General features: G+C 69.3%; 18 protein-coding genes. 7 read left to right on the top strand and 11 right to left on the bottom strand.

Annotated elements, in window-relative coordinates; all coding sequences use genetic code 11:
• Nucleotides 1-735 (bottom strand): cysteine desulfurase family protein (locus V7E09_RS00990; RefSeq protein ID WP_324522917.1); only part of this gene is annotated, 735 nt, incomplete at its 3' end.
• A gap of 109 nt (nt 736-844) precedes the next feature.
• Here V7E09_RS00990 and glgX point away from each other — a divergent pair.
• The 4 genes from glgX to V7E09_RS01010 all read left to right on the top strand — a co-directional run bounded on the left by glgX (nt 845) and on the right by V7E09_RS01010 (nt 9,002).
• Nucleotides 845-2,974 carry a glycogen debranching protein GlgX gene (gene glgX, locus V7E09_RS00995; protein ID WP_324510108.1) on the top strand — a complete coding sequence of 710 codons (2,130 nt, stop codon included), beginning with the start codon at nt 845-847 and terminating at the stop codon, nt 2,972-2,974.
• Nucleotides 2,975-2,983: 9 nt separating this feature from the next.
• A complete protein-coding gene (locus V7E09_RS01000; protein WP_442956813.1) occupies nt 2,984-5,116 on the top strand; it encodes an alpha-1,4-glucan--maltose-1-phosphate maltosyltransferase in 2,133 nt (710 codons plus the stop codon).
• Between the two features lie 1,279 nt (nt 5,117-6,395).
• Nucleotides 6,396-8,339 carry a 1,4-alpha-glucan branching protein GlgB gene (gene glgB, locus V7E09_RS01005; RefSeq protein ID WP_324510138.1) on the top strand — a complete coding sequence of 648 codons (1,944 nt, stop codon included), beginning with the start codon at nt 6,396-6,398 and terminating at the stop codon, nt 8,337-8,339.
• Nucleotides 8,340-8,474: 135 nt separating this feature from the next.
• The gene (locus V7E09_RS01010) at nt 8,475-9,002 is read left to right on the top strand and encodes an NUDIX hydrolase (RefSeq protein ID WP_324510107.1); all 528 of its coding nucleotides are present in this window, start codon (nt 8,475-8,477) and stop codon (nt 9,000-9,002) included.
• Between the two features lie 102 nt (nt 9,003-9,104).
• Here V7E09_RS01010 and V7E09_RS01015 read toward each other — a convergent pair whose 3' ends face one another.
• The 6 genes from V7E09_RS01015 to V7E09_RS01040 form a co-directional block, all read right to left on the bottom strand.
• Nucleotides 9,105-10,583: an FGGY-family carbohydrate kinase gene (locus tag V7E09_RS01015; protein WP_324510106.1), complete on the bottom strand. Its 1,479-nt coding sequence runs from the start codon at nt 10,581-10,583 to the stop codon at nt 9,105-9,107.
• Nucleotides 10,584-10,612: 29 nt separating this feature from the next.
• The gene (locus tag V7E09_RS01020; protein WP_324510105.1) at nt 10,613-11,770 is read right to left on the bottom strand and encodes an ROK family transcriptional regulator; all 1,158 of its coding nucleotides are present in this window, start codon (nt 11,768-11,770) and stop codon (nt 10,613-10,615) included.
• A gap of 58 nt (nt 11,771-11,828) precedes the next feature.
• Nucleotides 11,829-12,794: an ABC transporter permease gene (locus V7E09_RS01025; protein WP_324510104.1), complete on the bottom strand. Its 966-nt coding sequence runs from the start codon at nt 12,792-12,794 to the stop codon at nt 11,829-11,831.
• Complete coding sequence (locus V7E09_RS01030) at nt 12,791-14,299, bottom strand: sugar ABC transporter ATP-binding protein (protein ID WP_324510103.1); 1,509 nt, start codon at nt 14,297-14,299, stop codon at nt 12,791-12,793. The genes V7E09_RS01025 and V7E09_RS01030 overlap by 4 nt, the downstream gene beginning before the upstream one ends.
• A gap of 66 nt (nt 14,300-14,365) precedes the next feature.
• The gene (locus V7E09_RS01035; protein WP_324510102.1) at nt 14,366-15,442 is read right to left on the bottom strand and encodes a sugar ABC transporter substrate-binding protein; all 1,077 of its coding nucleotides are present in this window, start codon (nt 15,440-15,442) and stop codon (nt 14,366-14,368) included.
• Between the two features lie 119 nt (nt 15,443-15,561).
• Entirely contained in the window at nt 15,562-16,326 is a 765-nt protein-coding gene (locus V7E09_RS01040) for an SDR family oxidoreductase (RefSeq protein ID WP_324510101.1), read from the bottom strand.
• 245 nt (nt 16,327-16,571) lie between these two features.
• Here V7E09_RS01040 and ppc point away from each other — a divergent pair, with 245 nt between their 5' ends.
• On the top strand, nt 16,572-19,346 hold the full coding sequence (gene ppc, locus V7E09_RS01045) for a phosphoenolpyruvate carboxylase (protein ID WP_324510100.1): 2,775 nt from the start codon (nt 16,572-16,574) through the stop codon (nt 19,344-19,346).
• Nucleotides 19,347-19,402: 56 nt separating this feature from the next.
• Here ppc and V7E09_RS01050 read toward each other — a convergent pair whose 3' ends face one another.
• On the bottom strand, nt 19,403-20,749 hold the full coding sequence (locus tag V7E09_RS01050; protein ID WP_324510099.1) for a GntT/GntP/DsdX family permease: 1,347 nt from the start codon (nt 20,747-20,749) through the stop codon (nt 19,403-19,405).
• A 109-nt stretch (nt 20,750-20,858) separates the two neighbouring features.
• Here V7E09_RS01050 and V7E09_RS01055 point away from each other — a divergent pair, with 109 nt between their 5' ends.
• Nucleotides 20,859-21,668, top strand: a complete 810-nt coding sequence (locus V7E09_RS01055) for an alpha/beta fold hydrolase (protein ID WP_324510098.1) — start codon at nt 20,859-20,861, stop codon at nt 21,666-21,668.
• 46 nt (nt 21,669-21,714) lie between these two features.
• Here V7E09_RS01055 and V7E09_RS01060 read toward each other — a convergent pair whose 3' ends face one another.
• Together V7E09_RS01060 and V7E09_RS01065 are read right to left on the bottom strand one after the other, a co-directional pair.
• Nucleotides 21,715-22,467 (bottom strand): FadR/GntR family transcriptional regulator, encoded by a 753-nt coding sequence (locus tag V7E09_RS01060; protein WP_324510097.1) that lies wholly within the window; start codon nt 22,465-22,467, stop codon nt 21,715-21,717.
• Between the two features lie 7 nt (nt 22,468-22,474).
• Nucleotides 22,475-23,359 (bottom strand): tetratricopeptide repeat protein, encoded by an 885-nt coding sequence (locus V7E09_RS01065; RefSeq protein ID WP_324510096.1) that lies wholly within the window; start codon nt 23,357-23,359, stop codon nt 22,475-22,477.
• Between the two features lie 112 nt (nt 23,360-23,471).
• Between V7E09_RS01065 and pgm the strand changes: the two genes are divergently transcribed.
• Nucleotides 23,472-25,100 (top strand): phosphoglucomutase (alpha-D-glucose-1,6-bisphosphate-dependent), encoded by a 1,629-nt coding sequence (pgm, locus tag V7E09_RS01070; RefSeq protein WP_324510095.1) that lies wholly within the window; start codon nt 23,472-23,474, stop codon nt 25,098-25,100.
• Here the strand turns inward: pgm and V7E09_RS01075 are convergent.
• Complete coding sequence (locus V7E09_RS01075; protein WP_324510094.1) at nt 25,086-26,783, bottom strand: potassium channel family protein; 1,698 nt, start codon at nt 26,781-26,783, stop codon at nt 25,086-25,088. The genes pgm and V7E09_RS01075 overlap by 15 nt on opposite strands.
• Between the last annotated feature and the right edge of the window lie 28 nt (nt 26,784-26,811).

Here is a 26,811-nt window from a genome sequence, read left to right on the forward strand (position 1 = left end):
GGCCGCCGCGAACCCGGCGGCGAGGGCGACGGGGACGGTGCCCGAGCGCAGCCGCCGTTCCTGACCGCCGCCCCGCGTGACGGGTGAGAGCGGGGCCTCCCGCCGGGCCACCAACGCGCCCACTCCGACCGGCCCTCCCAGCTTGTGGGCGCTGACCGTCATGGCGTCCAGCCCCGAGTCGGCGAAGGAGACCGGCAGGTGACCGACCGCCTGAACGGCATCGCTGTGCACCGACGCACCGACCCGCCGGGCCGCCTCGATGACCGCGGGCAGGGGCTGCACTGTTCCGGTCTCGTTGTTGACCCACATCACCGACACCCACGCGACACCAGCGTCCAGGCTCGCGAGCGCCTCGGCCTCGACCCGCCCGTCGGCGTCCACCGCCAGGATCCGGCCGCGTCCGGCGAGCGCGTCCGCCGCGGCCCGCACGGCCGGGTGCTCGACGGCCGAGACGGCCACGTCGGGGCGCCCCGAGGTGGCCGGATCCCCGGCGCCTCCCAGCACGACGAGGTTGTCCGCCTCGGTGCCGCCGCCGGTGAACACCACCTCGCTGGGATCGGCACCCAGGGCGGCAGCCAGCCGCTCTCGGGCATCTTCCAGCGCGGCGTGCGCGGCCCGGCCGCTGGCATGCTGCGAACTGGGGTTCCCGATCTGCCGCCAGGCCTCGGTCATGGCCTCCAGCGCGGCCGGGCGCAACGGGGACGTCGCAGCGTGATCCAGGTAGTGGCGCATCATTCCTCCGGCGGCAGTCTAAGCGGCTCACGGAAACCCGGGTGGACCCCCTCAGACGGCTGAGGCACAATGGGGCGCCGCCTCCCCTGCCGCCGACGAAAGAGCGAACTACGTGACCACGGCCCTGACACCTCCGGTCGACTCCACTCTGCTGGGAGCGCGCGTCCGCGACGGGGGCACCCATTTCGCCCTCTGGGCGCCGCGCGCCACGCGGGTCGAACTGGCGCTCGTGGACGCCGATCGCCGGCAGACCAATCACGACCTCGCCCGCAACCCGGACGGGGTGTGGACCGTCTTCCTGCCCGGGATCGGCGCGGGCCAGCGCTACGGCTACCGGGTGCACGGCCCGTGGAGCCCGGTGACCGGGGAGCGCTTCAACCCGGCCAAGCTGCTGATCGATCCCTACGCGCGAGCGATCACCGGCGGGGTGGACTACTCCGGCCCGATCAGTGACCACACGCCCGAGTCGAACTACCTGCCCGACCCGCGCGACTCGTTCGCGTCGGTGCCCCTCAGCGTCGTGGTGGCCGACAGCGCGCCGCCGCGCCCCCTGGCCGCGCGCCCTGCGCCGGAGGACCTGGTGGTGTACGAGACGCATCTGAAGGGGTTCACCCGGCTGCACCCGGCCGTGCCCGAGCATCTTCGCGGCACCTACGCGGGGATGGCCTACCCGGCCGTCGTGCAGCACCTGACCGAATTGGGCGTCACGGCGGTCGAGTTCCTTCCCGTCCAGCAGTTCGTCTCCGAGCCGTTCGCGGCCAACAAGGGCTTGGTGAACTACTGGGGGTACAACACGCTGGGCTTCTTCGCCCCGCACGCCCCCTATTCGAGTTCGGGCACCGTCGGGGAGCAGGTCGCCGAGTTCAAGGCGATGGTGTCGGCGCTGCACGATGCGGGGATCGCGGTGATCCTGGACGTCGTCTACAACCACACCGCCGAGGGCGGCCACGACGGCCCCACCTTGAGCTTCCGGGGCATCGACCACGCGGGGTACTACCGGCTGACCTCCGACCTGCGCAACGACTACGACGTCACCGGATGCGGGAACGCCGTGGACACGTCGAAGGCCGGCGTACTGGACCTGGTGCTGGACTCGCTGCGTTACTGGGTCACGGAGATGGGGGTCGACGGCTTCCGGTTCGACCTGTGCACCACCCTGATCCGCGACGGCCAGCACCACGTCACCCAGGACCACGCCTTCAAGGCGGCGCTCGCCGACGATCCGACCCTCGCCGACACGATCATGATCACCGAGCCGTGGGATCTGGGCCCGTACGGGTACCAGCTCGGCCGCTGGGGGCGCCCCTGGAGCGAGTGGAACGACCGTTTCCGGGGGTTCACCCGTGACTTCTGGCGCGGGGCCATCCCCGGCGTCGAGGAACTGGCGACCCGACTGGCCGGCTCGTCGGACGTGTTCGACCACGGCGGCCGCCCGGCGACCAGTTCGTTGAACTTCGTCACCGCCCACGACGGTTTCACGCTCCGCGACGTGGTCACCTACGACCTCAAGCACAACGAGGCGAACGGGGAACGGAACCGCGACGGCGCCGACGACAACCGGTCCTGGAATCACGGTTTCGAAGGTGAGACCGACGACGATCAGATCAACGCCGCCCGGCACCGAACGGTCCGCAACATGATGGCGACGATGCTGCTCTCGACCGGGATGCCCATGATCTTGGCCGGGGACGAGATGGGGCGCACCCAGCAGGGCAACAACAACGCGTACTGCCAGGATTCCCCGATCTCCTGGGTGAACTGGGCCCAGGCCGACATGTGGGCCGACCAACACGACCTGACCCGGACGCTGCTGGCGCTGCGGGCCGCCCACCCGGTGCTGCGTCCAGCCCGCTTCCGTTCGCGCAGGGAGGTCGTCGGCGACGACGGGCTCGGCCTCGGACGCACCGAGTCGGCATGGTTCACCGAGTTCGGCGGCGAGATGTCGATCGACGATTGGCACGACGGCGGACGCCGGGCGCTGGGCATGTACCTGTCGGACCCCCACGAGGCCTTCCTCGTGTTCTTCAACGCCGGCGACGCCGTCTCCGTGACGCTGCCGGGGGCCCCCTGGTCGAGCGGGTACACCGTGGCGGCCCACACCGGGGAACCGGACGAGTTCCCCGAGGACTCATTCGCTCCCGGCGACGTTGTGGACGTCCCTGCGCAGACCATCGTGGTCCTCGCGGCGGAGGTGCCCAGCAAACGTCACGCGGCACTGCCGAGCGTCACGGGGGTGCAGTAGCGTGGTCGCGTGACCTCGCGACGCAAGCCCCAGCCCAAGACCGCCGCTTCGGCCCGCGCCACGTCCCCGGCGCCGACGCCGACGCCGCGCACCAGGCCCAGCACGGTGCGGCAGCCCGCAACCGCCGCCGCCCCGGCAGCGGCGCCGGCGCTCCTGCCCGTCGATCTGGGGCCCCTGCCGGCCCCCGCTCGCGGGATCGGGCGCATCCCGGTGACGAAGGTGGAACCGGTCATCGAGGGCGGCGTGTATGCCGCCAAGGCGGTCGTCGGGGAAGCGGTGCCGATCCGGGCCAAGGTGTTCCGCGAGGGCCACGACGCCGTGAACGCCTCCGTCATCCTCACCGATCCGCACGGCCGCGAGACACGTCACGACATGACCCCGCTGGAGCCGCGCGGCCTGGATCCCTGGGAGGCCTGGGTGCGGCCTGACAGCGAGGGCCTGTGGCGGTTCCGCGTGGAGGGCTGGTCGGATCCGTGGGCGACCTGGCTGCACAACGCCCAGGTCAAGCTGCCCGCCGGGGTGGACGTGCCGCTGGTGTGCCTGGAGGGCCGGGACCTGCTGGAACGCACCGCGGCCGTGGCGCAGGCGGCCGGAGACCCGGTCCAGGCGTCCATCCTGAGCGCGACGGCGCTGCTGCTCATCCCGGAGCGTCCCGCCGAAGACCTGGTCGACGTGGCCTCCGCCCACGGGCTGGCCAAGGCAATGCGCAAGTACGGCCCGCGTGAGCTGGTGTCCCCCACGGCCGACTTCCCGCTCTACGTGGACCGCGCGCGGGCCCTGTACGCCGCCTGGTATGAGTTCTTTCCCCGCTCCGAGGGGGCCCAGTACGACGCGGCCACCGACACCTGGACGTCGGGCACGTTCGAGACGGCCTCGCGGCGGCTGGAGGCCATCGCGGCGATGGGCTTCAACGTCGTGTACCTGCCGCCGATCCATCCGGTGGGTCACGCCTTCAAGAAGGGCAAGAACAACACCCTCGATGCCCACCCCGACGACCCGGGCTCGCCGTGGGCCATCGGGAACGCCGACGGGGGCCACGACGCGATCAACCCCGATCTGGGCACCTTCGCCGACTTCGACGCCTTCGTGGCGCGGGCCAAGGAGCTCGGCTTGGAGGTCGCCCTCGACTTCGCCCTGCAGGCCTCCCCCGATCATCCCTGGGTCGCCCAGCACCCGGAGTGGTTCACCACCCGGCTGGACGGCACGATCGCCTACGCCGAGAACCCCCCGAAGAAGTACCAGGACATCTACCCGATCAACTTCGACAACGACCCCGAGGGCCTCTACAACGAGGTGCTGCGGATCCTGAAGGTCTGGATCGGTCACGGCGTCTCGATCTTCCGGATCGACAACCCCCACACGAAACCGGTTCAGTTCTGGGCGTGGATCTTCGCCCAGCTCCGGCAGACCGACCCGGAGGTGCTGTTCTTCGCCGAGGCGTTCACGACGCCGGAGATGATGCACACGCTCGGCAAGGTCGGGTTCCAGTCCAGCTACACGTACTTCACGTGGCGGGTGGACAAGCAGGAGATCGAGGAGTACCTAGGCGAGTTGTCGGGCGAGATGGCCGACTTCTACCGCCCCAACTTCTTCGTCAACACCCCCGACATCAATCCGTTCCACCTGCAGTCGGGCAATCCGGCGATCTTCGCGATCCGGGCGATCCTCGCCGCCACGCTGTCACCGGCCTGGGGGGTGTACTCGGGGTTTGAGTTGTTCGAGCACGAGGCCCTGGCCCCCGGCCGGGAGGAGTACCTCAACTCTGAGAAGTACGAGTACCGCCCCCGCGATTTCACGGCCGAGCCGAACCTGAACGTCCTGCTCGGGACGCTCAACGCGATCCGCGACGCCCACCCGGCCCTGCAGCAGTTGCGTCAGATCCACTTCCACACGGCCCTGGACGATCAGGTCGTTGCCTACTCCAAGCGAGACGGCGACGACTACGTGCTGTGCGTGGTCTCCCTGGATCCCGACAGCGCCGTCGAGACGGAGGTCCATCTCGATCTCGAGGCGTTGGGTCGTGCGGGGGCGACGTCCGTCCCGGTGCGCGACGAGCTGACCGGGGAATCGTTCGTCTGGGGGGCAAGCAATTTCGTCCGGCTGACGCCGACGCGTCCGGCGCACGTGCTCGCGGTCGGTTGATCGGCCGGGGCGGAGGGAGGTTCGCGTGAACTCGCTCGGGCAGGCGTGGATGCGGCACCTCGAGACGGTGCGCTGGTTCGGTGGTAAGGGTGCGGGAGCCCGGATCTCCGCGCTGACCCCCCTGCCCTGGTACACCGGCGAGGAGGCCGTTGTGGCGGTGCGCAGCGAGATCGCGACGCTGGACTTCCCCGACGGGCACGTGGAGTCGTACCACCTGCTGGTGGCTTACTATCCCGACACCGCCGCGCCGGAGGGGGTCGTCGTGGGGCACGTCTCGCCGGGGGTGGTCGCCGTGGACGCCACCACCGATCCGGCCGCGTTGGCGACGTTCGTCGCGGCAACCGCGCCCGCCTTCTCGGATGCACCCGTGGGCGTGTGGCCGGGTGAGCAGTCGAACACCACACTCACGCTGGGGACCACGGCTCTCTACAAGGTCTTTCGCCGCGTCGAACCCGGCCCCAACCTGGACGCCGAGGTGTTGGTGTCGCTCGACGGGTTCCGGACGCCCGCGTTGCTGTCTCGCCTCAGCGGACCCTGGCCCGTCGGGGAGGCCACCGACCTGGGCATGATCATCGAACGTGTCCCCGGCGCGACCGACGGCTGGGAACTGGCCTGCGCGGCCTGCGCCGCCGAGGAGGACTTCACCGCCCCGGCCCGCGCGCTCGGTACGACCCTCGCGCAGGTGCACGCACGCCTGGCCGAGTCCTTCGGCACCCGCACCGCAGACGGCGACGACCTGGCCGACGCGATGCTCGGCCGGCTCCAGGCGTCGATGGCGGCGGCGCCGCAGTTGCGCCCGCATGCGGCGGGTCTGGCCGCGGCGTTCGCCGCGCTGCACGGTCGGCGGGTTCCGGTGCAGCGTGTCCACGGCGACTTCCACCTGGGCCAGACCCTGTCCTCCCCCGCCGGCTGGACCCTCATCGACTTCGAAGGCGAGCCCGCCAAGACGGCCGCAGAACGCCGCGCGTTCGACTCCCCGTGGCGCGACGTCGCCGGGATGCTCCGCTCGTTCGACTACGCCCGCTCGGCCCACGCGAACCCGGCGTCTGCGGCCGCGACGAGCTGGGCTGATGCGGCCCGCGACGCGTTCGTGGAGGGCTACTGTGGTGGCTCCCAGCCCCCTGCGGATCTGCTGGCCGGCTACGTCGTCGACAAGGCCATCTATGAAGTGGTGTACGAAGTGCGCAACCGGCCCGAATGGGTCGACATCCCGCTACGGGCCATTGAGTCCGTCAGCGGGGGCGTCGCCCCCGCACGGCCCCAACTGAATGGAGTGACCATGTCTCACGACCCGCACGGCGGTCTGCACGGCTGGGATCTGGAAGGCTTCCACAACGGTGGCGACACCGAGGTCTGGAAGCGCCTGGGTGCCCACGTCGTCACGGTGCACGACGAGGAGCGCGGCGACCTGACCGGAACGCGGTTCGCCGTGTGGGCGCCGAACGCGACCGACGTGCGGATCAACGCCGACTTCAACTGGTGGACCGGGGACCCCTTGACCCGCATTCCCGGGACGGGCGTGTGGGCGACGTTCGTGGAGGGCATCGGGGACGGGACGCTGTACAAGTTCAACATCCTGGGCGCAGACGGGGTGTGGCACGAGAAGGTCGATCCGATGGCCTTCTTCGCCGAGCAGGCACCGGCCAACTCCTCCATCGTGTACACCAGCCAGTTCGGCTGGGACGACGCGGAGTGGATGGCGGCCCGCGCCAGCAAGAACATGCAGGTCGAGCCGATGAGCATCTATGAGGTGCACCTGGGCGCCTGGCGCAAGGGCAAGACCTACCTGGAGCTCGCCGAGGAGCTGGTCGAGTACGTGACGTGGCAGGGGTTCACCCACGTCGAGTTCCTGCCGGTCTCGGAGCATCCGTACGAGCCGAGCTGGGGCTACCAGGTCACCAACTACTTCGCGCCGCAGAGCCGCTTGGGCAAGCCCGACGAGTTCCGCTACCTGGTGGATCGGCTGCACCAGGCGGGCATCGGCGTCATCCTCGACTGGGTGCCCGGGCACTTCCCCAAGGACGAGTGGGCGCTGGGCCGATTCGACGGCACCGCCCTGTACGAGCACGCCGATCCGCGGCAGGGCGAACACAAGGACTGGGGCACCTACATCTTCAACTACGGCCGCAGCGAGGTGAAGTCGTTCCTGGTCTCCAACGCCCTGTACTGGGCCACCGAGTTCCACATCGACGGCCTGCGGGTCGACGCGGTGGCGTCCATGCTCTACCTGGACTACAGCCGCAATGAGGGCGAGTGGATCCCCAACGAGTTCGGCGGCAACCACAACCTGGAGGCCATCGACTTCCTGCGCTACGTCAACCGGCACCTCTACGAGCGCGTTCCGGGCGTGGCGATGATCGCGGAGGAGTCCACCTCGTTCGGCGGGGTGACCCAGCCCACCAACCTGGGCGGACTGGGCTTCGGCTTCAAGTGGAACATGGGCTGGATGAACGACTCCCTGCGCTACCTGGGGCTGGAGCCGATCTACCGGCAGTGGCATCACCACGAGATCACCTTCGCGATGGTGTACCAGTACTCGGAGAACTTCATCCTCCCCATCAGCCACGACGAGGTCGTTCATGGCAAGGGTTCGATGATCAACAAGATCCCCCAGGACGCGTGGCGCCAGTTCGCAACGCTGCGCGCCTTCTACGCGTTCATGTGGGCGTTCCCGGGCAAGCAGTTGCTGTTCATGGGGCAGGAGTTCGGGCAGCGGTCCGAGTTCAACGAGGCGGTGAGCCTGGAGTGGTGGGTCTCCGACCTGTGGGGGCACCACGGCCTGCAGCGCCTCATCAAGGATCTGAACGCGGTCTACCGGAGCCATCCGGCGCTGTGGCAGCTGGACGCCGACCCGGCGGGCTTCGAGTGGATCAACGCCGACGATGCCGGACACAACACCTACGCCTGGGTGCGCAGCGACGCGGACGGCCAGCAGCTCGCGGTGATCGTGAACTTCAGCTCCGAACCCTGGTATGACTACGAGATCGGTCTGCCTCGGGCGGGTCGCTGGAGCGAGATCATCAACACGGATGCGACCATCTACGACGGGTCGGGGATCGGGAACTTCGGCGAGGTCGAGGCCGTCGAGGGCACGTGGGGTGAGTTCGGGGCCCGCGCCACCGTGCAGGTGCCCCCGCTGGGTGCGGTGATCCTGCGCTACGACGGGGACGCCCCCGCTCCGCGTCGGGCCGTCGACGTCCCCGAGGCCGAGCCGACGGCCTAGGTGGACCAGCACGAGCCGCGGCGTCAGGAGGAACGCGTCGCGGCTGATGACCAGGAGGGCCGCAGGGCCCTCCACCGGCGCGGGTTTCAGTTGGAAGGCCGCCTGCGTCAGGCGCGCCCGACCGATCACGGCTGGGTGGATGAGCTGGTCTATGGTCGGCTCGCCGGGGATCCGGTGGGGCCTGGCGCCTCGACGTATGTGATGAACTCCATCACCCCCCGCAAGCGGCTCATCGCCCACGCCCTGGTGCGCGACGCCGCGGGGCTGATCCTGCTGTGCGAAACCTCGTTCAAGGGCGACTGGGAATTCCCCGGGGGGTTAGTTGAGCCGGGCGAGGCGCCGCGGGACGCGTGCACCCGGGAGATGTGGGAGGAGATGGGGGTCTCCCCCGCCGTCACAGGCGTGCTGGTGGTCGACTGGCTGCGTCCCTACAAGGGGTGGGAGGACGCCGTCGAACTGGTGTTCGCGACGGCCACGATCACCGCCGAGCAGAAGGCCGCGATGGCCCCCGACGGCCAGGAGATCCTGGCCCTGCACTGGCTGGATCTGGCCGAGGCCCGGACCCACATGACCACGTTCGGGGCGGCCCGGCTCGCCTCGGCGATGGCGGCGTCCCAGGAGGGGGTCACGCTCTACACCGAGGCCGGTGAGCGCCAGGACTGACGCGGGTCACGTCAGTCCGGCTGGCATGGCCGGCGCGTCCAGCACTCCGGCGTGGCGCCGACAGCCGGGCGGGATCGCTGGTTCCCGCCCGGCGCCAGGTGATCAGTCCTGCTGGCGGGCCGCCAGGGCGTGGGCGATCGGAGCGGTCGCCGGGTACAGCGAGCGGAACAGCTCGTAGAGCTCCTCGTACGCCTGCGCGTTCTCGGGTCGAGGCTCGATGACCCGCACCGGCGGGTTCCACTCCGCGGCTGGGATCGGCGTGACGAGCTGGGTGGCCAGCCAGGCAATGCCGTAGCTGGCGCCGATGCTCTCCCGCGGGATCACCTGAGGTCGACCGGTGATGTCGGTGACGATCTGCGCCCACACGTCCGACTTGGTGCCACCACCGACCGCCACGATCCGCTCGATGGATCCCCCGGCCTCCTCGATGGTCTCGATGTTGTGACGCACGGCGAAACCAGTCGCTTCCAAGGCGGCCCGGTAGAGGTCACCGCGGGTGTGACGCAACGACAACCCTGCGATGACGCCCCGAGCGTCCGGATCCATCAGCGGCGTCCGCTCTCCGGCGAAGTACGGCAGCATGACGAGGCCGTGCGCGCCGACGCCCGCCGCGTCCGCCTCCTCCACCAGGACGGCGAACTCAGGCGACCCGAACAGCTCGCGGAGCCACCCGGTGATCGCGCCCGAGGTCGCCATCCCGCCCGCCACGTTGCGGGTACCCTCCAGGGCGCCGACGGTGCCCCACAGTGAGACGTCGCGCACCGGCTCGGTGACGGTGTTGATGAAGAACAAGGTGGTGCCGTACATCAGCATGAGATCGCCGGGGTTGTGGGCGTCCACCGACAGCGCCTCCGACCAGGCATCGATCGTGCCGACGGTCACCGGGACGCCGACCGGCAGCCCCGTCGCCGCGGATGCCTCCGCCGTGACCTGGCCCGCGACCTCGCCGGCCCACTTCAGGGTCGGCAATTCGAGGCCCGGGGCGATCTGGTCGGCCCACGGGCGGTACCACTGGCGGGCCTCGATGTCGTACAAAGGCGTCGACTGGGAGGCCGACTGGTGATCGAGGACATACTCCCCGGTCAGGTGGAAGGCCAGCCAACTGGCGGGCATGAAGAAGCGGCGCGCCCGGGCGTAGACGTCCGGCTCGTGCCGGGCCACCCAGGCCACCTTCGGCCCGACGGCCTGCGTCGTCAGGGTCGACCCGCAGCGCTGGAGCAGAGCGTCATCGCCGCCCAGACGTGCCTTCCACTCCTCGATCTCGTCTGTGGCCCGGGTGTCCACGCCGTAGAGGATCGCCGGTCGCACGGGACGGTACTCGCCGTCCACCAGGGCCAGGCAGGGCCCCATGCCGGACACGCCGACGGCCTTCACCTGGGCGGCGGGGTGAGCCTGGGTGAGTTCCCGGCTCAGCGAGGCGAACTCCTCCCACCACACGTCCGGATCCATCTCGACGTGGCCAGTGCGCGGGCGCGCGACCTGGTGCTCCCGCACCCCGGACGCCAGCACCTCCCCCGTCAGTGTCGTCAGCACGCCCTTGGTGCTGGAGGTCCCCACATCGATACCGAGCACGGTCTCCATGGCGGTGCTCTCCTTTCTGTGATGGCGCGTCAGGCGCCGCGAGCGCGCGACCGCGGAAGGGCGAACCGGTCCGGGTCGTTGCGGAACTGGTCGACCACGTACAGGGCCGAGCCCAGCGCGATCGGATATTCGGTGACGGTGCAGGCCCGCAGGAAGCTGCGCGAGTCGCTGGGCAGGAAGCTCAGTTCGTCGACCTTGTCCCACAGCGGGCCGAGATCGGGACCGCACTTGGCCCCCACATCGCCTCCCAGGATGATGCGCGAGCCGAACATGACCCGGACGTTGTGGATCACGACGGCCAGGTCGGTGGTGTAGGAATCCCAGGCGTCGGCGGCGTCGGCGTCCCCCGAGCGGAGCCGGTCGAAGAAGGCCGTGACCGAGCCGTCCCCGGACGCGGCCAGGACGCGCGAGTTGCAGTACGGATCCATGCAACCCCGGCGGCCGCAGTAGCACAGCCGCCCGTTCGGGTGGATCCGCATGTGGCCCACCTCGCTGGTGAGGCCGCGTTCGCCGCGGTGCGAGGCGGCTCGCTGGTGGAACGAGCCGCCCACGCTCTTGCCGAGGCTGATGTAGTAGGCGTTCGTGTCGGTGGGACGCTCCCAGAACTCCGCGAATCCTGCAGCCTCCGAGTCGTGCACCAGACGCGACGGGTAGGGGATGTAGCGGCCGAAGTCGGCCACGCTGAGGCCCAGGTTGTCGATGACGCGTCCGAAATAAAGCACCCCGGACGCCTCGTCGATCAGGCCCGGCACCCCGATGGACACGCCGAGGATGCGTCGCTCGTCGATGCCGGACTCCTCCACCACGGCGGCCACCTCCTCCCCGAGGAACCGGAAGTAGTCGTCGTCGCGGCTGTAGGCCCGCGGCGTCCGCCGGTTGGCCAGCACCTCGCCCCGGACGTTGAGCACCACGCAGCGGGTGCGCTCGGCCGTCACGTCGAGTCCGATCGCGAACCGGCCGTTGTCCCGGCAGACGTAGCCGACGGGGATCCGACCGCCGCGCACACCCGAGGAGAGTTTGCTGCCGACTTCGATCAGCCCTTCCTGGTCGAAGTAGGTCAAATACTTCGACACGGTGGGAAGGCTGATTCCCAGCGCCGCCGCGATTTCGTTCTTGGTCGCGGGTTCATGGCGCCAGATGAAGTCGTAGATGGCGCGCGTCGTGCTGCGCGTGACTCCGCTGCCCATGCATTCCTCCTACTCGACGGGGCTTCCTCGCCCTAGTACGGGGGCGCCTGCATACGCATCATGTCGTGCGGGCTCCGTACAGGTTACGCAGCGCGTCAATCAGCACGGCCGCGAAGATCATCAGGCCACCGGCCAGCGTGATCAGCGTCTGCTGGATGCCGAGGATCGCCAGGCCGACCTGGATGACCGTCAGCAGCAGGGTGCCCGCCAGGACGCCGAGGATGCTGCCTCGGCCGCCGGTGAGGCTGACGCCGCCGATGACCGCCGCCGCGATGACCTGCATCTCGTAGGTGGTGCCGAAGGAGGACGTGACCGCGCCCATGTAGCCGGCCAGCAGCCAGCCGGCCAGTCCGGACAGCAGACCGGAGATGACGTAGGCCCAGATCTTGACGCGATCGACCTTGATCCCGGCGATGTAGGCGGCACGCGGGTTGCCGCCTACCGCGAACAGGTCACGGCCGAACTCGGTCCGGGTCCAGACGATGTGGAACACGAAGAACACCACCAGCAGGACCAGGGGCAGCGCCGGGAAGCCGAGGATCCGGCCTTGGCTGACGAACTTGAACGAGTCCGGCAGGTTGGACAGGCTGGAGCCGCCGGTGATGGCGAGCAGTGCCCCCTGGAGCACCATGTTCATCGCCAGGGTGGTGATCAGCGCATTGGCCCGCAACTTCGTCACGATGAGGCCGTTCACCAGGCCGATGATCGAGCCCATGATGAGGATCACCAGGATCGACAGCGGCACCGGCAGCCCGGACTTCATTGCGATGACGCCGGTGAGCGCCGAGAATCCGGCCGTGCCGACCGTCGAGAGGTTGATGTCGCCCAGCAGGATCACCATGGAGATGGCGATCGCCAACAGGCCCAAGACGGTGGCCTGCACGAGGATGTTGGACAGGATGCCCACCGAGAAGAAGGAGGGCCGAAAGAGCCCCATGATGCCGATGGCGAGGATCAGCAGGATCCACACGGCATTGTTCATGCTGAAGTCGAGGATCTTCCTCCCCGAAGAAACCGCGGTCATGATGATGCCGCCTCCTTGTTGCTGTCCCGGATTCCGGTGAGTTGTTCGATGGTGAGGTTGTCGTTGTCCACGACCGCGGCGACGCGGCCTTCGTCGAAGAAGACCAGCCGGTCGGCCACCCGCAGGAGTTCCTCGTAGTCGTTGGTCAGGTAGACGGCGCCCATTCCCTTGCGGGTGAGTTCCAGCACCTTGGAGATGATCTCCTCGCGGCTGAGGATGTCGATGCCGACGGTGGGTTCGTCCAGGATCAGCAGCGACGGCTCTGTGCTGAGCAGCCGACTCACGAGCACCTTCTGCTGGTTGCCACCGGAGAGGCTGTCCATCGGGTCGAAGATCGTGTTGCTCTTGATCTTGAGTTCGTCGCGGTAGTGCTGGGAGCGCTGCCGTTGCCGCTTCAGGTCAAGGAATCCCCACGCCAGGCGCAGTGCACCCGCGTGGCTGCTGATGCCGATGTTCTCGTTGACATCCATGAGGGGCATGATCCCCTCGCGGTGCCGGTCGAATGAGATGTAGGCGATCCCGTCGCGCAGCGCCTGCCGAGGCGACGTGAGGCGCAGCCTCCGCCCAGACAGGTCGACGGTGCCCTGGGTGGCGCGCGTGACGCCGAACAACGCCCGGCAGAACTCACGCGCCCCCGATCCGGGGAACCCGATGACGCCGAGCACCTCGCCACTGCGGATGTCGAGGTCGACGTCCTCGACGCCTGCGCTGGAGAGCCCGCGCACGGACACCAGGACGTCATCGGGGTCGGGACGCTCGGTGTGCCTGCGGGTCAGCTCCACCTGGCCGCCGGCCACGAGTTCTGCGAGATGCTCCTGGGTAGCCGAGGCGCGGTCCTCCACCGGGTACATCAGGCCGTCGCGCAGGACGGAGATGGAGTCGGAGAGTTCCAGGACCTCGCCGAGGTAGTGGGAGATGAAGATGAAGGCCGTCCCCCTCGCCTTGAGGTCGCGGACGAAGGTGAACAGTTCCTCCCGCTCCCGGGTGGTGAGCGCGGTGGTCGGCTCATCCAAGATGATCAGCTTGGCGCCGCTGTGCATCGAGCGGATGATGTTGAGCTTGCGGGCGTCGATGGAGCTGAGGTGACGCACGAGGCCGCGAGGGTCGGCGTCGACCCCGTAGGCGGCGAGTTCTTGGGCGGCGACCTCGTTGATGGTCGCCCAGTCGACCAGCCCGTTCTTCTTGGGCAGGTCCCCGGCGAAGATGTTCTCGGCGACCGTCAGGTCGGGGAACGAGTTCTCGTGCTGGGGCACGAGCCGGATGCCGAGTTGCTGCCGGGCGAAGATGTCGAGCTTGCGAAGGTCCTGGCCTTCGAACAGCACCTCGCCCTCGGTCTGCGGGTAGACCCCGGCGATGATGTTGACCAGGGTCGACTTGCCCGCGCCGTTGCGGCCGAGCAGCGAATGGATCTCACCGGGTGCGATCTCCAGGTTGGCCCCGGACAGGGCGCGGGTCGCGCCGAAGATCTTGGAAACGTTGGTGACAAGGAGGAGTGGTTGGCTCATGTCGATGGCCCCTGACGGAAGGGCCGGCGCTGACCGCGGGGGCCAGCGCCGGCCGATGGCGTGCGGTTAGGCGTTGCCCCAGATCAGCGGGTTGTCCGCATCGGCCGCGGTGACCAGCACCGGGTCGAGCATGATCGTGGGGCCGGAGTCGCCCTGGGTGAAGGTGACCGAGGTGTTGAGGTACTTGCCCTGCGGGGTGAAGGTGCCGGAGGTGGGGACCGCCTTACCGTCCATCGGGTAGGCCTTGAGCACTTCGGTGGCGATGCCGCCGACACCGAACACGTCGATCACGACCTCGGCGTCGATGTAGCCGTCCTTGACCTGGGTGAGGATGTCACCGAGTCCGTCGTGGGAGATGACGGCGACGTGGTCGGGCTGGCCGACCTTGTGCCACATTCCGTTGGTCTTCAGCGACTCGATGACGCCCAGGGTGGCGGTGTCAGTGGGCGTGTTGACCACATCGACCTTCTTGCCGGAGGACTTCAGGTCGGCGATGACGTTGTTCAGCGCGCTGGTGGCCTTGTCGGCCTGGGGAGCACCCAGCACGGAGACCAGTTCGATGTTCGGGTAGCGCTTGATGACCTCCTCGAAGCCTTGCGAGCGCTCCTTGAAGACCTGGGAGACGACTTCGCCGTAGAGGTTGACGACGACGCCGGTCTCGGAGCCGTTCTTCTCCTTCAGCAGTTCGACGGCCTTCTCTCCGGCGATCTGCCCGGACTTGACGCTGTCGAACAGCACTGAGACGTCGACCTGGGCGTTGTTGGCCTTGTTGTCGATCACGGCGACCGGGATGTTGGCCTGCTTGGCGCGTCCCAGCACGTCGGCGACCGAGTCGCTGTCGTAAGGGTTGACGACCAGCGCGGCCGGCTGGATGTTCTGGACCAGGTTGTTGAGCTGGTCGTTCTGCTTGGCGGCGTCGGCCTCGGCGACGGTGACCTTGCCCTCGTAGCCGAGCAGGGTGGCTGCGTTGACGACACCGTTGGCCATGGCGACGTGGACCGGTTCGGTGGAGTTCTTGGTGGAGTAGTAGATCTCCTTGGAGCCTGATCCGGAGCCGGTGGCGGGGGTGCCTCCGGTCGTGCAGGCGGCGAGGGAGACGGCGATGGCGAGTATGGAGGCAGCGATGCCGAGCCTTTTGCTCATGGTGTGACCTTCCTGACTTTCGTGGGTGACCGTGACGTGCTGGACCGGCGCACCCGCCACGCCTCGTCGCATGGCGGATTCGGGTTCACTCGGTCGGGTGACCGCGCCGGAGATGGGGACTAGACGACCGTGAAGCAGCCGTCGATGATGACGTTCGCGCCGGAGGTGTAGCTGGCGGCGTCGGAGAGCAGGTAGATGACCGCCCCGGCGAGTTCCTCGGGGGTGCCCATGCGGCCGAACGGGATCATGCCGACCCACGCCTGGCGCCAGTCTTCGCGGACGGTGCCGGTCATTTCGGTCGCGATGTAGCCGGGGCTGATGGAGTTCACCCGGATCCCCAGGTCGGCCCATTCGACGGCCAACGACTTGGTGAGGTGCTCCACGCCCGCCTTGGAGGCGTTGTAGGAGGCCTGCTTCTGGGGGATGTTGACGATGGTGCCCGACATGGACGCGGTGTTGACGATGTTCCCGGGGCGTCCCTGGGCGACGAGGTGGCGGGCGAACGCCTGGGCCACGAAGAAGATGCCGTTCAGGTTGACGTTGACGACGTTGGTGAAGTCCTCGGGGGTGCACTCGAGCGCCGCCTTGTGCAGGACGATGCCGGCGTTGTTGAACAGCAGGTCGAGCGGGCCAAGCTCGGCTGCGGCGCCCGCGATGGCGTCGGCCACCTGGGCGGGGTCGGTGACGTTGCAGGTCAGCGCGGTGGCGCGGACCCCGTGGGCGGCGGCGATCTCGGCGGCGAGCGCGCTGGCATCGTTCAGGTCGATGAGCGCGATGTTGGCGCCTTGCTCGGCCAGCGCATGGGCGACGACCTTGCCGATGCCCTGGGCGCCGCCGGTGACGACGGCGTTCTTGCCTGCGAGCGAGAAGCGATCCTGAGCCATGTTCTCTCCTAAGCGACCACATCACTGTGGGTCCGGAACCGGGGGCATCCTCGCCCTCCGAGAAGTTCCAGAAAGTCGGTTCACAAAATAGGTTAAGGAACTGGTTAGAGCCTGTCAAGCCCCCGAGACAAGGCTTCTGTTCACGGCACGATTCACCGGCATCGAGGTTCCCTCCCCTCGACCGACGCTCACCCCAGCAGGCGGACGTCTGGCCGCCCACCCCGAACGCCTGGCAGGCTTGCGCGGTGACCACACCTGAGGGCAGCGCCACCATTGACCCCGAACTCCGCGCCGACGTGCGCCGGGTCTCCACCCTGCTGGGCGAGAGCCTCGTGCGGCAGGGCGGCCCCCGGCTCCTGGAACTGGTCGAGGACGTGCGCGTCCAGATCAAGCAGGCCCGATCGCAGTCCTCACCGGATGCGGCCGCGCTGGCCCGGGAGACGCTGCGCGAGCTCGACCTGGCCGACGCGACCGCCCTGGTGCGAGCGTTCGCCTCCTACTTCCAACTCGCCAACACCGCAGAGCAGGTCCACCGGGTGCGTGCCATCGAGGCGTCCGGCACCCAGGAGGGCTGGTTGGAAAGCGCGGTCGCGGCCATCGTCGCCGAGGGCGGCCCCGAACTCCTGGCCGCAACCATCGCCGCCACCGACCTGCGTCCGGTGTTCACCGCGCATCCCACCGAGGCATCACGACGCTCCGTCCTGCTGAAACTACGCGACATCGCCGACGAACTGGCCGCCACCACCCCGGACGGCAGCGTCGCCCGCCATCGTCAGGACCGCCGGCTTGCCGAGACCATCGACCTGCTGTGGCAGACCGACGAACTCCGGCTGGCCTCCCCTACCCCGGTGGACGAGGCCCGGAACGCCCTGTTCTACCTGGACGCGATCGTCGCCGATGCGCTGCCGGGCGTGCTGGGCGACCTGAACGCGTTGTGCGCCGAGCACGGTGTCCAGCCGGATGCGCTGGCGACCCCGGTGCGCCTGGGCACCTGGATCGGCGGCGACCGGGATGGGAACCCCTTCGTCACCCCCGCCGTGACCCGGGAGGTACTGCAGTTGCAGCACGAGCACGCCGTCACGCACGCCCTCGCCGTGGTCACCCGGCTGATCACCTCGCTGTCCATCTCCGACCGGCTGGCGTCCGTCTCCCCAGAACTGGCAGCGTCCCTGGCCGCGGATCTCGACCGGCTCGACCTCGACGAGCGGCTACTCTCGATCAACGCCGAGGAGCCCTACCGGCTCAAGCTCAGCTGCGTCCGGGTCAAGCTGGTCAACACCCGTCAGCGCAATCGCATGGGCGCCCGGCACGAGCCCGGCCTGGACTACGCCGACACCGCCGACCTGCTGGCCGATCTGGTGCTCGTCGCCGACTCGCTGGCCGCACATCACGGCGCGCTGGCCGCACACGGCCGCGTCCGTGCCGCGATCCAGGAGTTGGCCGCGAGCGGGCTACACCTGGCCACCCTGGACGTCCGCGAGCACTCCGACGCCCATCATGAGGCGGTCGGCGCCCTGCTGGACCGCCTCGGCGTCCTGGATCGCCCCTACGCCGACCTCACCCGCGACGAGCGGCGCGAGACCCTGTCCCGGGAACTGGCCTCACGCCGCCCCCTCGCCGGGCGCCGCTCCCCCCTCGTCGGGGCCGCCCGCAAGACCTTCGAGGTGTTCGCCGCCATCGGCGAGGCCCAGGGGCGCTACGGACGGGAGGTCATCGAGACCTACATCGTGTCCATGACCCGGGGCGTCGATGACATCCTCGCCGCCGCGATCCTCGCCCGCGAAGCCGGGCTGATCGACCTGCACGGCGGGGCCGACGGCTCCGGCGCCCACGCCGACCTCGGGATCGTGGCCCTGCTGGAGACCATCGAGGAACTGCGCCACAGCGCGGAGTTGATCGACGGCCTCCTGAGCGACCCGTCGTTCCGCCGCCTGGTCGCCCTGCGCGGGGACCGGCTCGAGGTCATGCTCGGCTACTCGGACTCCAACAAGCAGGCCGGCGTGCTGACCAGCCAGTGGGAGATACATCAGACCCAACGACGGCTGCGCGATGTGACGCGGCGTCACGGCGTCCGGCTGCGGCTCTTCCACGGCCGCGGCGGTTCGGTCGGCCGTGGCGGCGGCCCCACCTACGACGCCATCTTGGCCCAGCCGGGCGGCGTCCTGGACGGGACGATCAAGTTCACCGAACAGGGCGAGGTCATCTCCGACAAGTACTCGCTGCCCGCCCTGGCGCGCGACAACCTGGCCTTGTCGCTCTCGGCCGTGCTGTCGGCGACGGCGCTCCACCAGGAGCCCCGCCAGCCCGCCGAGGTGCTGAGCCGCTGGGACGGCGTCATGCAGGTCGCCTCGGACGCCGCCTTCGCCGCCTACGACCGGCTCGTCACCAACCCCGACCTGCCGCGCTACTTCGTGGCCTCCACTCCCGTGGAGCAGTTGGGCGCCCTGCACATCGGCTCGCGTCCCAGCAAGCGCCCCGACTCCGGCAACGGCATCGAGGGGCTGCGCGCCATTCCGTGGGTGTTCGGCTGGACGCAGTCGCGTCAGATCATCCCCGGCTGGTTCGGCGTCGGCTCCGGCCTGAAGGCCGCCCGGGAGGCCGGTCACGCCGAGGATCTGGCCCAGATGCTGCAGCAGTGGAACTTCTTCGCGACCGTGGCCTCCAACGTGGCCATGACACTCGCCAAGACCGACCTGGAGATCGCCGCCCACTACGTGGCGTCCCTGGTGCCCCAGGAACTGCAGCACGTCTTCGAGACGATCAAGGCCGAGCACGATCTGACCGTCTCCGAGTTGACCCGGCTCACCGGGGAGGCCCGCCTCTTGGACGCCCAGCCGCGGCTGCAGCGGACGCTTGCGGTACGCGACCAGTACCTGGATCCGATCAGCTACCTGCAGGTGGAGTTGCTGCGCCGCGTCCGGGCACTGGACGCCGCGGGAGAGGCCATCCCCGACGCGCTGCAGCGGGCCTTGCTGGTCACCGTCAACGGCGTCGCCGCCGGGCTGCGAAACACGGGGTAGAGCCCGGGAGTGGTGCGCCGCCTGGGCCGCTGGCCCGGGGCGGCGCACCGGGTCGCCTACGTCGCCACCCAGAGGATGCCGACCAGGCCAAGACCCACGACCGGCAGGATCACCGTCAGCAGGCTCCAGGTCTTGAACGTCTGTCCGACGGTCAAGCCGAAGAACTCCTTCACCATCCAGAAGCCGGCATCGTTGACATGGGACAGGAAGCCCGAGCCGAGCCCGACCGCGAGGACGAGCAGGGCGGCGTGAGGCGTGTCGAGCCCGGCCACGAGCGGGGAGACGAGCCCCGCCGCGGTGAGGGCGGCCACCGTGGCCGAGCCGGTCGCCGCGCGGATGAGGGCGGCGATCACCCAGGCGACCAGCATGGGGCTGAGCGCCAGCGAGGTCGACACGGAGGCCACGACGTTGCCGACGCCGATGTCGACCAGGGTCTGCTTGAAGCCGCCCCCGGCGCCGACGATGAGCAAGACGCCAGCGATGGACCCGAACGACCCGGAGACGATGGTGCCGATGGCGTCCATCGTGAGACCCGCTCCGAAGCCGAGGGTGACGATCGCCAGCAGAACGGTCAAGGTCAGAGCGACGATCGGGGTGCCGAGGAAGATCAGCACTTGGAGCAGGCCGCTGTCCTGAGGGAGGGTGAGTTCACCGACGGTCCGCCCGAGCATCAGCACGACCGGAAGGACGACGGTGGCCACCGTCCAGCCGAAGCGTGGCTGACGGGTGGCTTGCTGAGCGGCGGCGGAGCCCACCTGCGTGGACGAGTCGTCCTCGGGGGCCATGACGGGGACCATGCGCGCGAACAGCGGTGCCACGAGGGCACCGAGCGCGATCATCGGGATCGCGACCACGAAGCCGAAGAACATGGTCGTGCCGAGGTCGGCGCCCAGCGCGTCGATGACCGCGAGCGGGCCCGGGTGCGGGGGGACGAGCGCATGCATCTGCCCCAGGCCGACGAGCATGGGGATACCCACCAGCAGCACGGGAACCTTCGCCCGCCGCGCGATCAGCATGACCAGCGGGATGAGAAGCACGACGCCGGTCTCGAAGAACATCGGGATACCGACGATGGCGGCGACCAGCGCGACCGCCCACGGGAGTAGTCGGACCGAGCTCGTCGCGAGCAGCCGGTCGACCAAAGAGTTGGCGCCTCCGCTTTTGAGCAGGAGTGCCCCGATGATGGCGCCGAGCGCGATGAGGGCCCCGACCCCGCCGAGGGTGCTGCCGAAACCGGCGGTGAAGCTGTTGAGCAGCTTGGATGGGTCGACCCCGGCGACCGCCGCGACGACGCCGGACGAGACAAGCAGCGAGATGAATGGGTTGAGCTTGGCGAAAACGATCAGCGCGACGATCAGCGCGATCCCGATCGCCGCAGCGATGACGATCTGTGTCGTAGCCATGGTTGTGCGGACTCCTTCGGCCTGCGGGGTGGTGCCCCGGTAACACGTACAAAGATTATACGTTATGGTGTATATGGTTATACCATATAGCCCAGAAGGGAGAACCACGATGATGCCTGCTCCCGTTCGACGCCACTTCGGCCCGTTGTCGGGCCTGGACTGGCCGGGGCCCGGCCGCCCCCTCGTTGTGCTGCACGGGGTGTTCGATTCGGCAGAGTGCTGGACGGGGGTGGTTCAGCAGTTGGCCCACCAGGAGCCACGCTGCCGCGTCATCGGGTTCGACCTGGACGCACACGGCCAGACGCCTCTGCCTGAGGGCGACTTCACGGTGCACGCGATGGTCGAGCACGTCATCGGGGCCCTCGAGGCTGCCGGGACCGAGCCGGTGAGCCTCGCTGGACACTCCCTGGGCGGGCTCGTCGCCCACGAGGTAGCACTGACGCGCCCCGATCTGGTCGCCGCCCTCTGGCTCGAAGACCCCGCGTGGGCCGCCGCAATAGAGCCCTCGGGCGCGACTCCCCGCTTCGTCCTCGAACGCGGACGCCAGTTGGCGTCGTGGACTGCGGATCAGATCCTGGCGCGAGGCCGCGCCGATCACCCCCGATGGGCCGACGACGAGTTCGGTCCCTGGCTGCGGGCCAAGCAGGACGTCGACCTCGCGTTCCTGACGCGGCGACAGGACTGGGGGGCCCACGCATCGCCCGCCACCTGCGCAGAGCTGCGCATGGACACCTGGTTGCTGACGGCCGAGCCAAGCCGAGGAGCCGTGGTGGGCGCGGCCGCCGCGCAGGAAGCGCTGAGCCGACTCGGCGCGCGAGGAACCCACCGGCACTTCGCGGATGTCGGGCACGACATCCGCAAAGACGACCGGGGCGGCTATGTGGCCGCGCTGCGTGACTTTCTAGTCGCCACCGCCTGACGAGCGCCGCGCCACCTAGGAGACTCCGCTCCGGCGCCTGCTCGGCTCAACTCACCGAGGAGGGACCGTCCTCCAGCAGCGAGGTCCGCAACTCCACCAGCAGGTCGGACATCGCCGCCTCGGCGCGGGCCGGCTGGTCACGCATGATGGCCTCGGCGAGGGCGACGTGTGTGCTGAGCGCGGCGATCACCGGCTCATCGGGAACCATCCCCAGATCCATCCGGCCCGCGAGGATCGCCGCGACGGCGGTGGTCAGGGCCCCGAACATCTCGTTGCCCGACGACTCGAGCAGAAGGGAATGGAACTCGATGTCGGCCTCGAGGAAGCCCTGGTCGTCACCGGCCAGCAGCAGGGGCTCCAGGCTCTGAGCCAGCGCGACCAACCGAAGCCGCGCCTCCGGTGACGCCCGTCTGGCCGCGCTGGCGGCGGCCATCGGCTCGACGGCCATCCGCAACTCGACGAGCGAACGCACCTGGAGTTCGCGTTGGGGCCCACGCAGCCGCCAGCGGATCACATTGGGGTCGAACAGATTCCAGTGCCGCTGCGGAAGCACCACCATCCCGACCCGCCGCTTGGAGATCACCATGTTCAGCGACTCAAGGCTGTGAACCACTTCGCGGGCGACCGTGCGCGAGACGGCGAACCTCTCCTGGATGGACTCCAGAGTGAGGACGGCCCCAGCCGGCAGCACCCCATCGACGACCTCCTGGCCCAGGGTGTCCGAGTGCGACGCATGCAGCACAGGCGCCGGGGGCGCCGCCTCTTCCTTGGCCTGGATCCGGGTCTCCGGCTTCGTCATCGTCTCCTCAGAACAGCGCGGACGTGAGGTCGCGGCGGGCCTTCAGCACCGTCGGATCGCTTGCACCAACGGTCTCGAACAGCTCCAGCAGGCGCTTGCGGCCCCGCTCTCGGTCGTCGCCGGCCGTCAACCGGATCGCCTCGATGATCCGAGCGAAGGCCGGGGCGACGTTGCCGGAGGCGAGTTCGAGGTCGGCCATCGCGAGTTGGGCGTCCACATCGGCAGGGTCGGCGTCGGCCTTCGCCTGCACTTCGGCCGGGTTCGCCCCGCCCAGCCGCACCATGAGGGCGGCCTGGGCGCGCCCCGCCGCGGCCTCGGTGTCAGCCGGGTTCGCCTCCAGCAGCTTGTCGAACTCGGCCACCGCTGCGGCGAAGTCACCCCGCTCCAACGCGGCGTCGGCCGCATCGAACCGCGGATCCGGTCCGGCGGCCTGAGCGGCGTTCGGGTCGACGACGGGCTGCGCCTTGCCGGTGACCCCGTTCGTGGCCGCGACCTGCAGAAGCTGATCGATCGCCGCCTTCGCGGTCGCGGCGTCCGTGGTGCCCTGGAACAACGGCGCCAGCTGCCCGCCCAGAACGCCCACCACCAGCGGGACGCTCTGGATCTGCAGCGCCTGGGCGATGGTGGGGGCCCGGTCCACGTCGATGCGCACCAGCAGGTAGGAGCCGGCAGCCTGGTTGGCCAGCGCAGTCAACGTCGCGGCGAACTGCGGGTCGGGGGCACGCGAGGACCAGAACTCCAGCACCAGCGGGTGCTGCATCGACAGGCCGAGCACCGATTCGAAGGACTGGTCGTCGGCTTCGACGACCCACGACGCACCGGGAGGAGGGGGCGGGGTGGGCTTGAGTGCGGAGAGATCGATCGCTCCGCCACGCAGCGGCATAGAAGACATGTCCCCCATTGTTCCACCGCCTCGCCGGCACCCGGCCCCGCCGCCGGGCGCACGGACGAGACGATCCGCGCACGGGGCTGCAACCGGGCGATGGGCGCGGCATGATGGGGCCATGGTTCACCCACGCGCCGGACAGCCCGCCACGCCCGAGGACCTGATCGACGTCGATCAGGTCATTGCTGCCTACTACGACCTCATCCCCGACCCTGCCAACCCCGACCAGCAGGTCGTGTTCGGCACGTCCGGGCACCGTGGCGCCAGCCTCAAGACGGCGTTCAACGAAGCCCACATCGTCGCCACGACGCAGGCCATCGTCGAGTACCGGGCGGCCCAGGGAATCACCGGCCCCCTGTTCCTCGGCAAGGACACGCACGCCCTGTCGCTGCCTGCGTGGAAGACGGCCCTGGAGGTGCTCCACGCCAGCGGGGTCGACGTCCGCGCCGAACGCGAGGACGAGTTCACCCCCACCCCGGCGCTCTCCCGCGCGATCATCGTCTACAACCGCGATCACTCCGGCCCGCGGGCCGACGGCATCGTGGTGACGCCGTCACACAATCCGCCCACCGACGGCGGTTTCAAGTACAACCCTCCGCACGGTGGTCCGGCCGACTCCGATGCCACGAAGGTGATCGCCGCCCGGGCCAACGAACTCCTCGGCGCCTGGCGCTCGGTCGCACGCACCCCCTACGAGCGGGCCGCCGCCCAGATCACCCGCCACGACTACCGGACGCCGTACGTGGCGGACCTGTCGTCGGTGATCAACCTGGATGCGATCCGCGATGCCGGGCTGTCGATCGGCGCCGACCCGATGGGTGGCGCCTCGGTGCAGTACTGGGAGTACCTGGCCGACAGCTTCGACCTGGGCATTACGGTGGTGAACCGCACCGTCGACCCTGCCTGGCCCTTCATGACCCTGGACTGGGACGGCAAGATCCGGATGGACTGCTCCTCCCCCTATGCCATGGCCTCCCTGATCGGCAACCGGGACGCCTACGACCTGGCCACCGGGAACGATGCCGACTCGGATCGCCACGGCATCGTCACCCCCGACGCCGGGCTGATGAACCCCAACCACTACCTCGCCGTCGCCATCCAGTACCTCTACGGGCATCGTCCCGGCTGGAATCCGCAGGCGGGCATCGGCAAGACCCTGGTGTCGAGTTCCATGATCGACAAGGTGGCCACCAAGCTGGGCCGCACCCTCGTGGAGGTGCCCGTCGGATTCAAGTGGTTCGTCCCGGGGCTTTCCGACGGATCGATCGGGTTCGGCGGTGAGGAGTCCGCCGGGGCATCCTTCCTGACGTCGGACGGCCGCACCTGGACGACGGACAAGGACGGCATCCTGCTCGACCTGCTCGCCTCGGAGATCCTCGCCGTCACCGGCACGACACCCAGCCAGCACTACGCGGCGCTGGCCGACGAGTTCGGGCAGACCTCGTACGCCCGGGTCGACGCCCCGGCGAACCGGGAGCAGAAGGCGAAGCTCGGTGCGCTCACCCCCGGTGACGTCACCGCCACCGAGCTGGCCGGGGAGCCGATCCTCGCCAAGCTCACCCGTGCCCCGGGCAACGATGCGCCCATCGGCGGGCTGAAGGTCGTCACGAAGAGCGCCTGGTTCGCCGCCCGGCCCTCGGGGACCGAGGACGTCTACAAGATCTACGCCGAGTCGTTCCAAGGCGACGCCCACCTCGCCGAGGTGCAGGCCCAGGCCAAGCAGGTCGTGGATTCAGTCCTGTCCTGACTCCCAGGCCCGCAGCAACTCGGCCCGCCTCCCGCGCGCCAGGAGCCTGCCCACCCAGGTGGCGGGCACCTGGACGCCGGTGGCGAGGTAGGCGACCACATGGTCGTAGATCAGCCCTTGGTTCATCGTGGCGAAGGCCGCCGTCTGACCGATGACCACCACCGTGTCCCCCAGGCGCAGCAGGGTGTCGGAGGGCGGCTCGAACGTCGGCGTGCCGTCCCGCATCAACGTGACGGGCAGGGCGCGGAGTTGCAGGGTGCGGTCGTCGGGGTGGCGGAACAGGTCGCCCAGGTGGACGCGGTGGCCGGCCTTCAGCCAGCGCGCCACCGCCGGCGCCTGGACGGTGTCGATGACGAACCGGTCGCTGTCGGGTGAACCGCGGCCCATGCGCTGCACGATCCTGGAGACCAGGCCGTCGGCAGCCTTGTCGTCGAGGGTCCACAGGTAGGCGACGAACTCCCAGAAGTCGGGGGTGATGACGCGCGACAGCGCCTCCGACACCGACAACTGCGCGGGGATGAACACCGAGTCCGGAGCCAGCGCCTCCAGAAGGGGTTTCGCCCGCGGCGAGCTTTGCCGCACCGCGAGGAAGACGTCGGGGTTCTCCAGGCGGGCGTGGCCGGCCAGTGCCAGGTTGAGCGCGTCCTGGTCGCTTCCGGCCACGAACCCCACCGAACCGCTCACATCGGGTGGACCGTCTTCCGGGCGCACCAGCGACCAGTTGAGACCGGCGTCCTCGAGGTCTTGGGCGAGCTCGCGGCCGAAGCCGTCGTTCGAGGCGATCACCCAGTGGCCGTCCTCGTGTTCTTCGGTGTCGGGCGGCAGCGGCTCCCCGCTCATCGCGGTCAGCCAGGTCACCAGCCGGTAGGTGTCGGGGTGCCGCAGCCGCATGACGAGATAGTTGCCGAAGCGCTCATACGCGTTGACGACGGCCTCTGCGCCGAAGTCCCGCATGGCGCCGACGGTGAGCCGATCGTTCGCGCACGCGATGACCGGAACGTCCTCACGCAGCAGCGAGACGGCCATCACGATGGCGAGGTTGACCTCGTCGTCGTGGGTCAGCGCGAGAACCCCCGTGCAGTACGGGCTGCCGAGCCCGGCCAGGCCGAGGGAGGCGGGGTCGCGCGCGTCAGCGACCAGTGCGGGAATGTCGCTGGAGAGTTGCGCGTCGGCGAGGGCGTCCAGCGATGCCGGGTCGGAGTCCAGGATGACGCAACTGCGCCCGCGGGCGTCCAGCTTCTCGGCGACCATCCGGCCCATCTGGCCGTACCCGGCGACGATGAGGAACGGGCGGCGCAGCGCCTTGACCTTGCGAACGAACGCCTGCCGGGCCACGGCGAGCCGGAAGGCCCGATCCTGGAGCAGGGCCAGCATGATGCCGATGAAGTACGCCCAGCCCATGACCGAGGCGAAGATGCACACGATGACCCAGGCGCGTTGCGGATAGCTCAACGGATAGGGGATCTCGCCGAATCCGATGGTGGTCGCCGTGTAGCTCATCAGGTAGAGCGCATCGAAGACGCTCAGGTGCCAGACGTGGCCCTGTGGGTCCGTTCCCGGGATCAGCGTCAGCCCGGTGACCCCCACGCTGAACACGACCACGACGGTGATCAGGGGTGCGCGGAGCCTGCGCAGCGCCAGGAACAGTGCGTCGGTGGGCTGGACGGGGTCGGGGACGCGCACGGACCGGCGCCGCAGCGGGCTGCCCCGC

The sequence above is a fragment of the Propioniciclava sp. genome, assembly GCF_036744435.1.
GTDB lineage: Bacteria > Actinomycetota > Actinomycetes > Propionibacteriales > Propionibacteriaceae > Propioniciclava.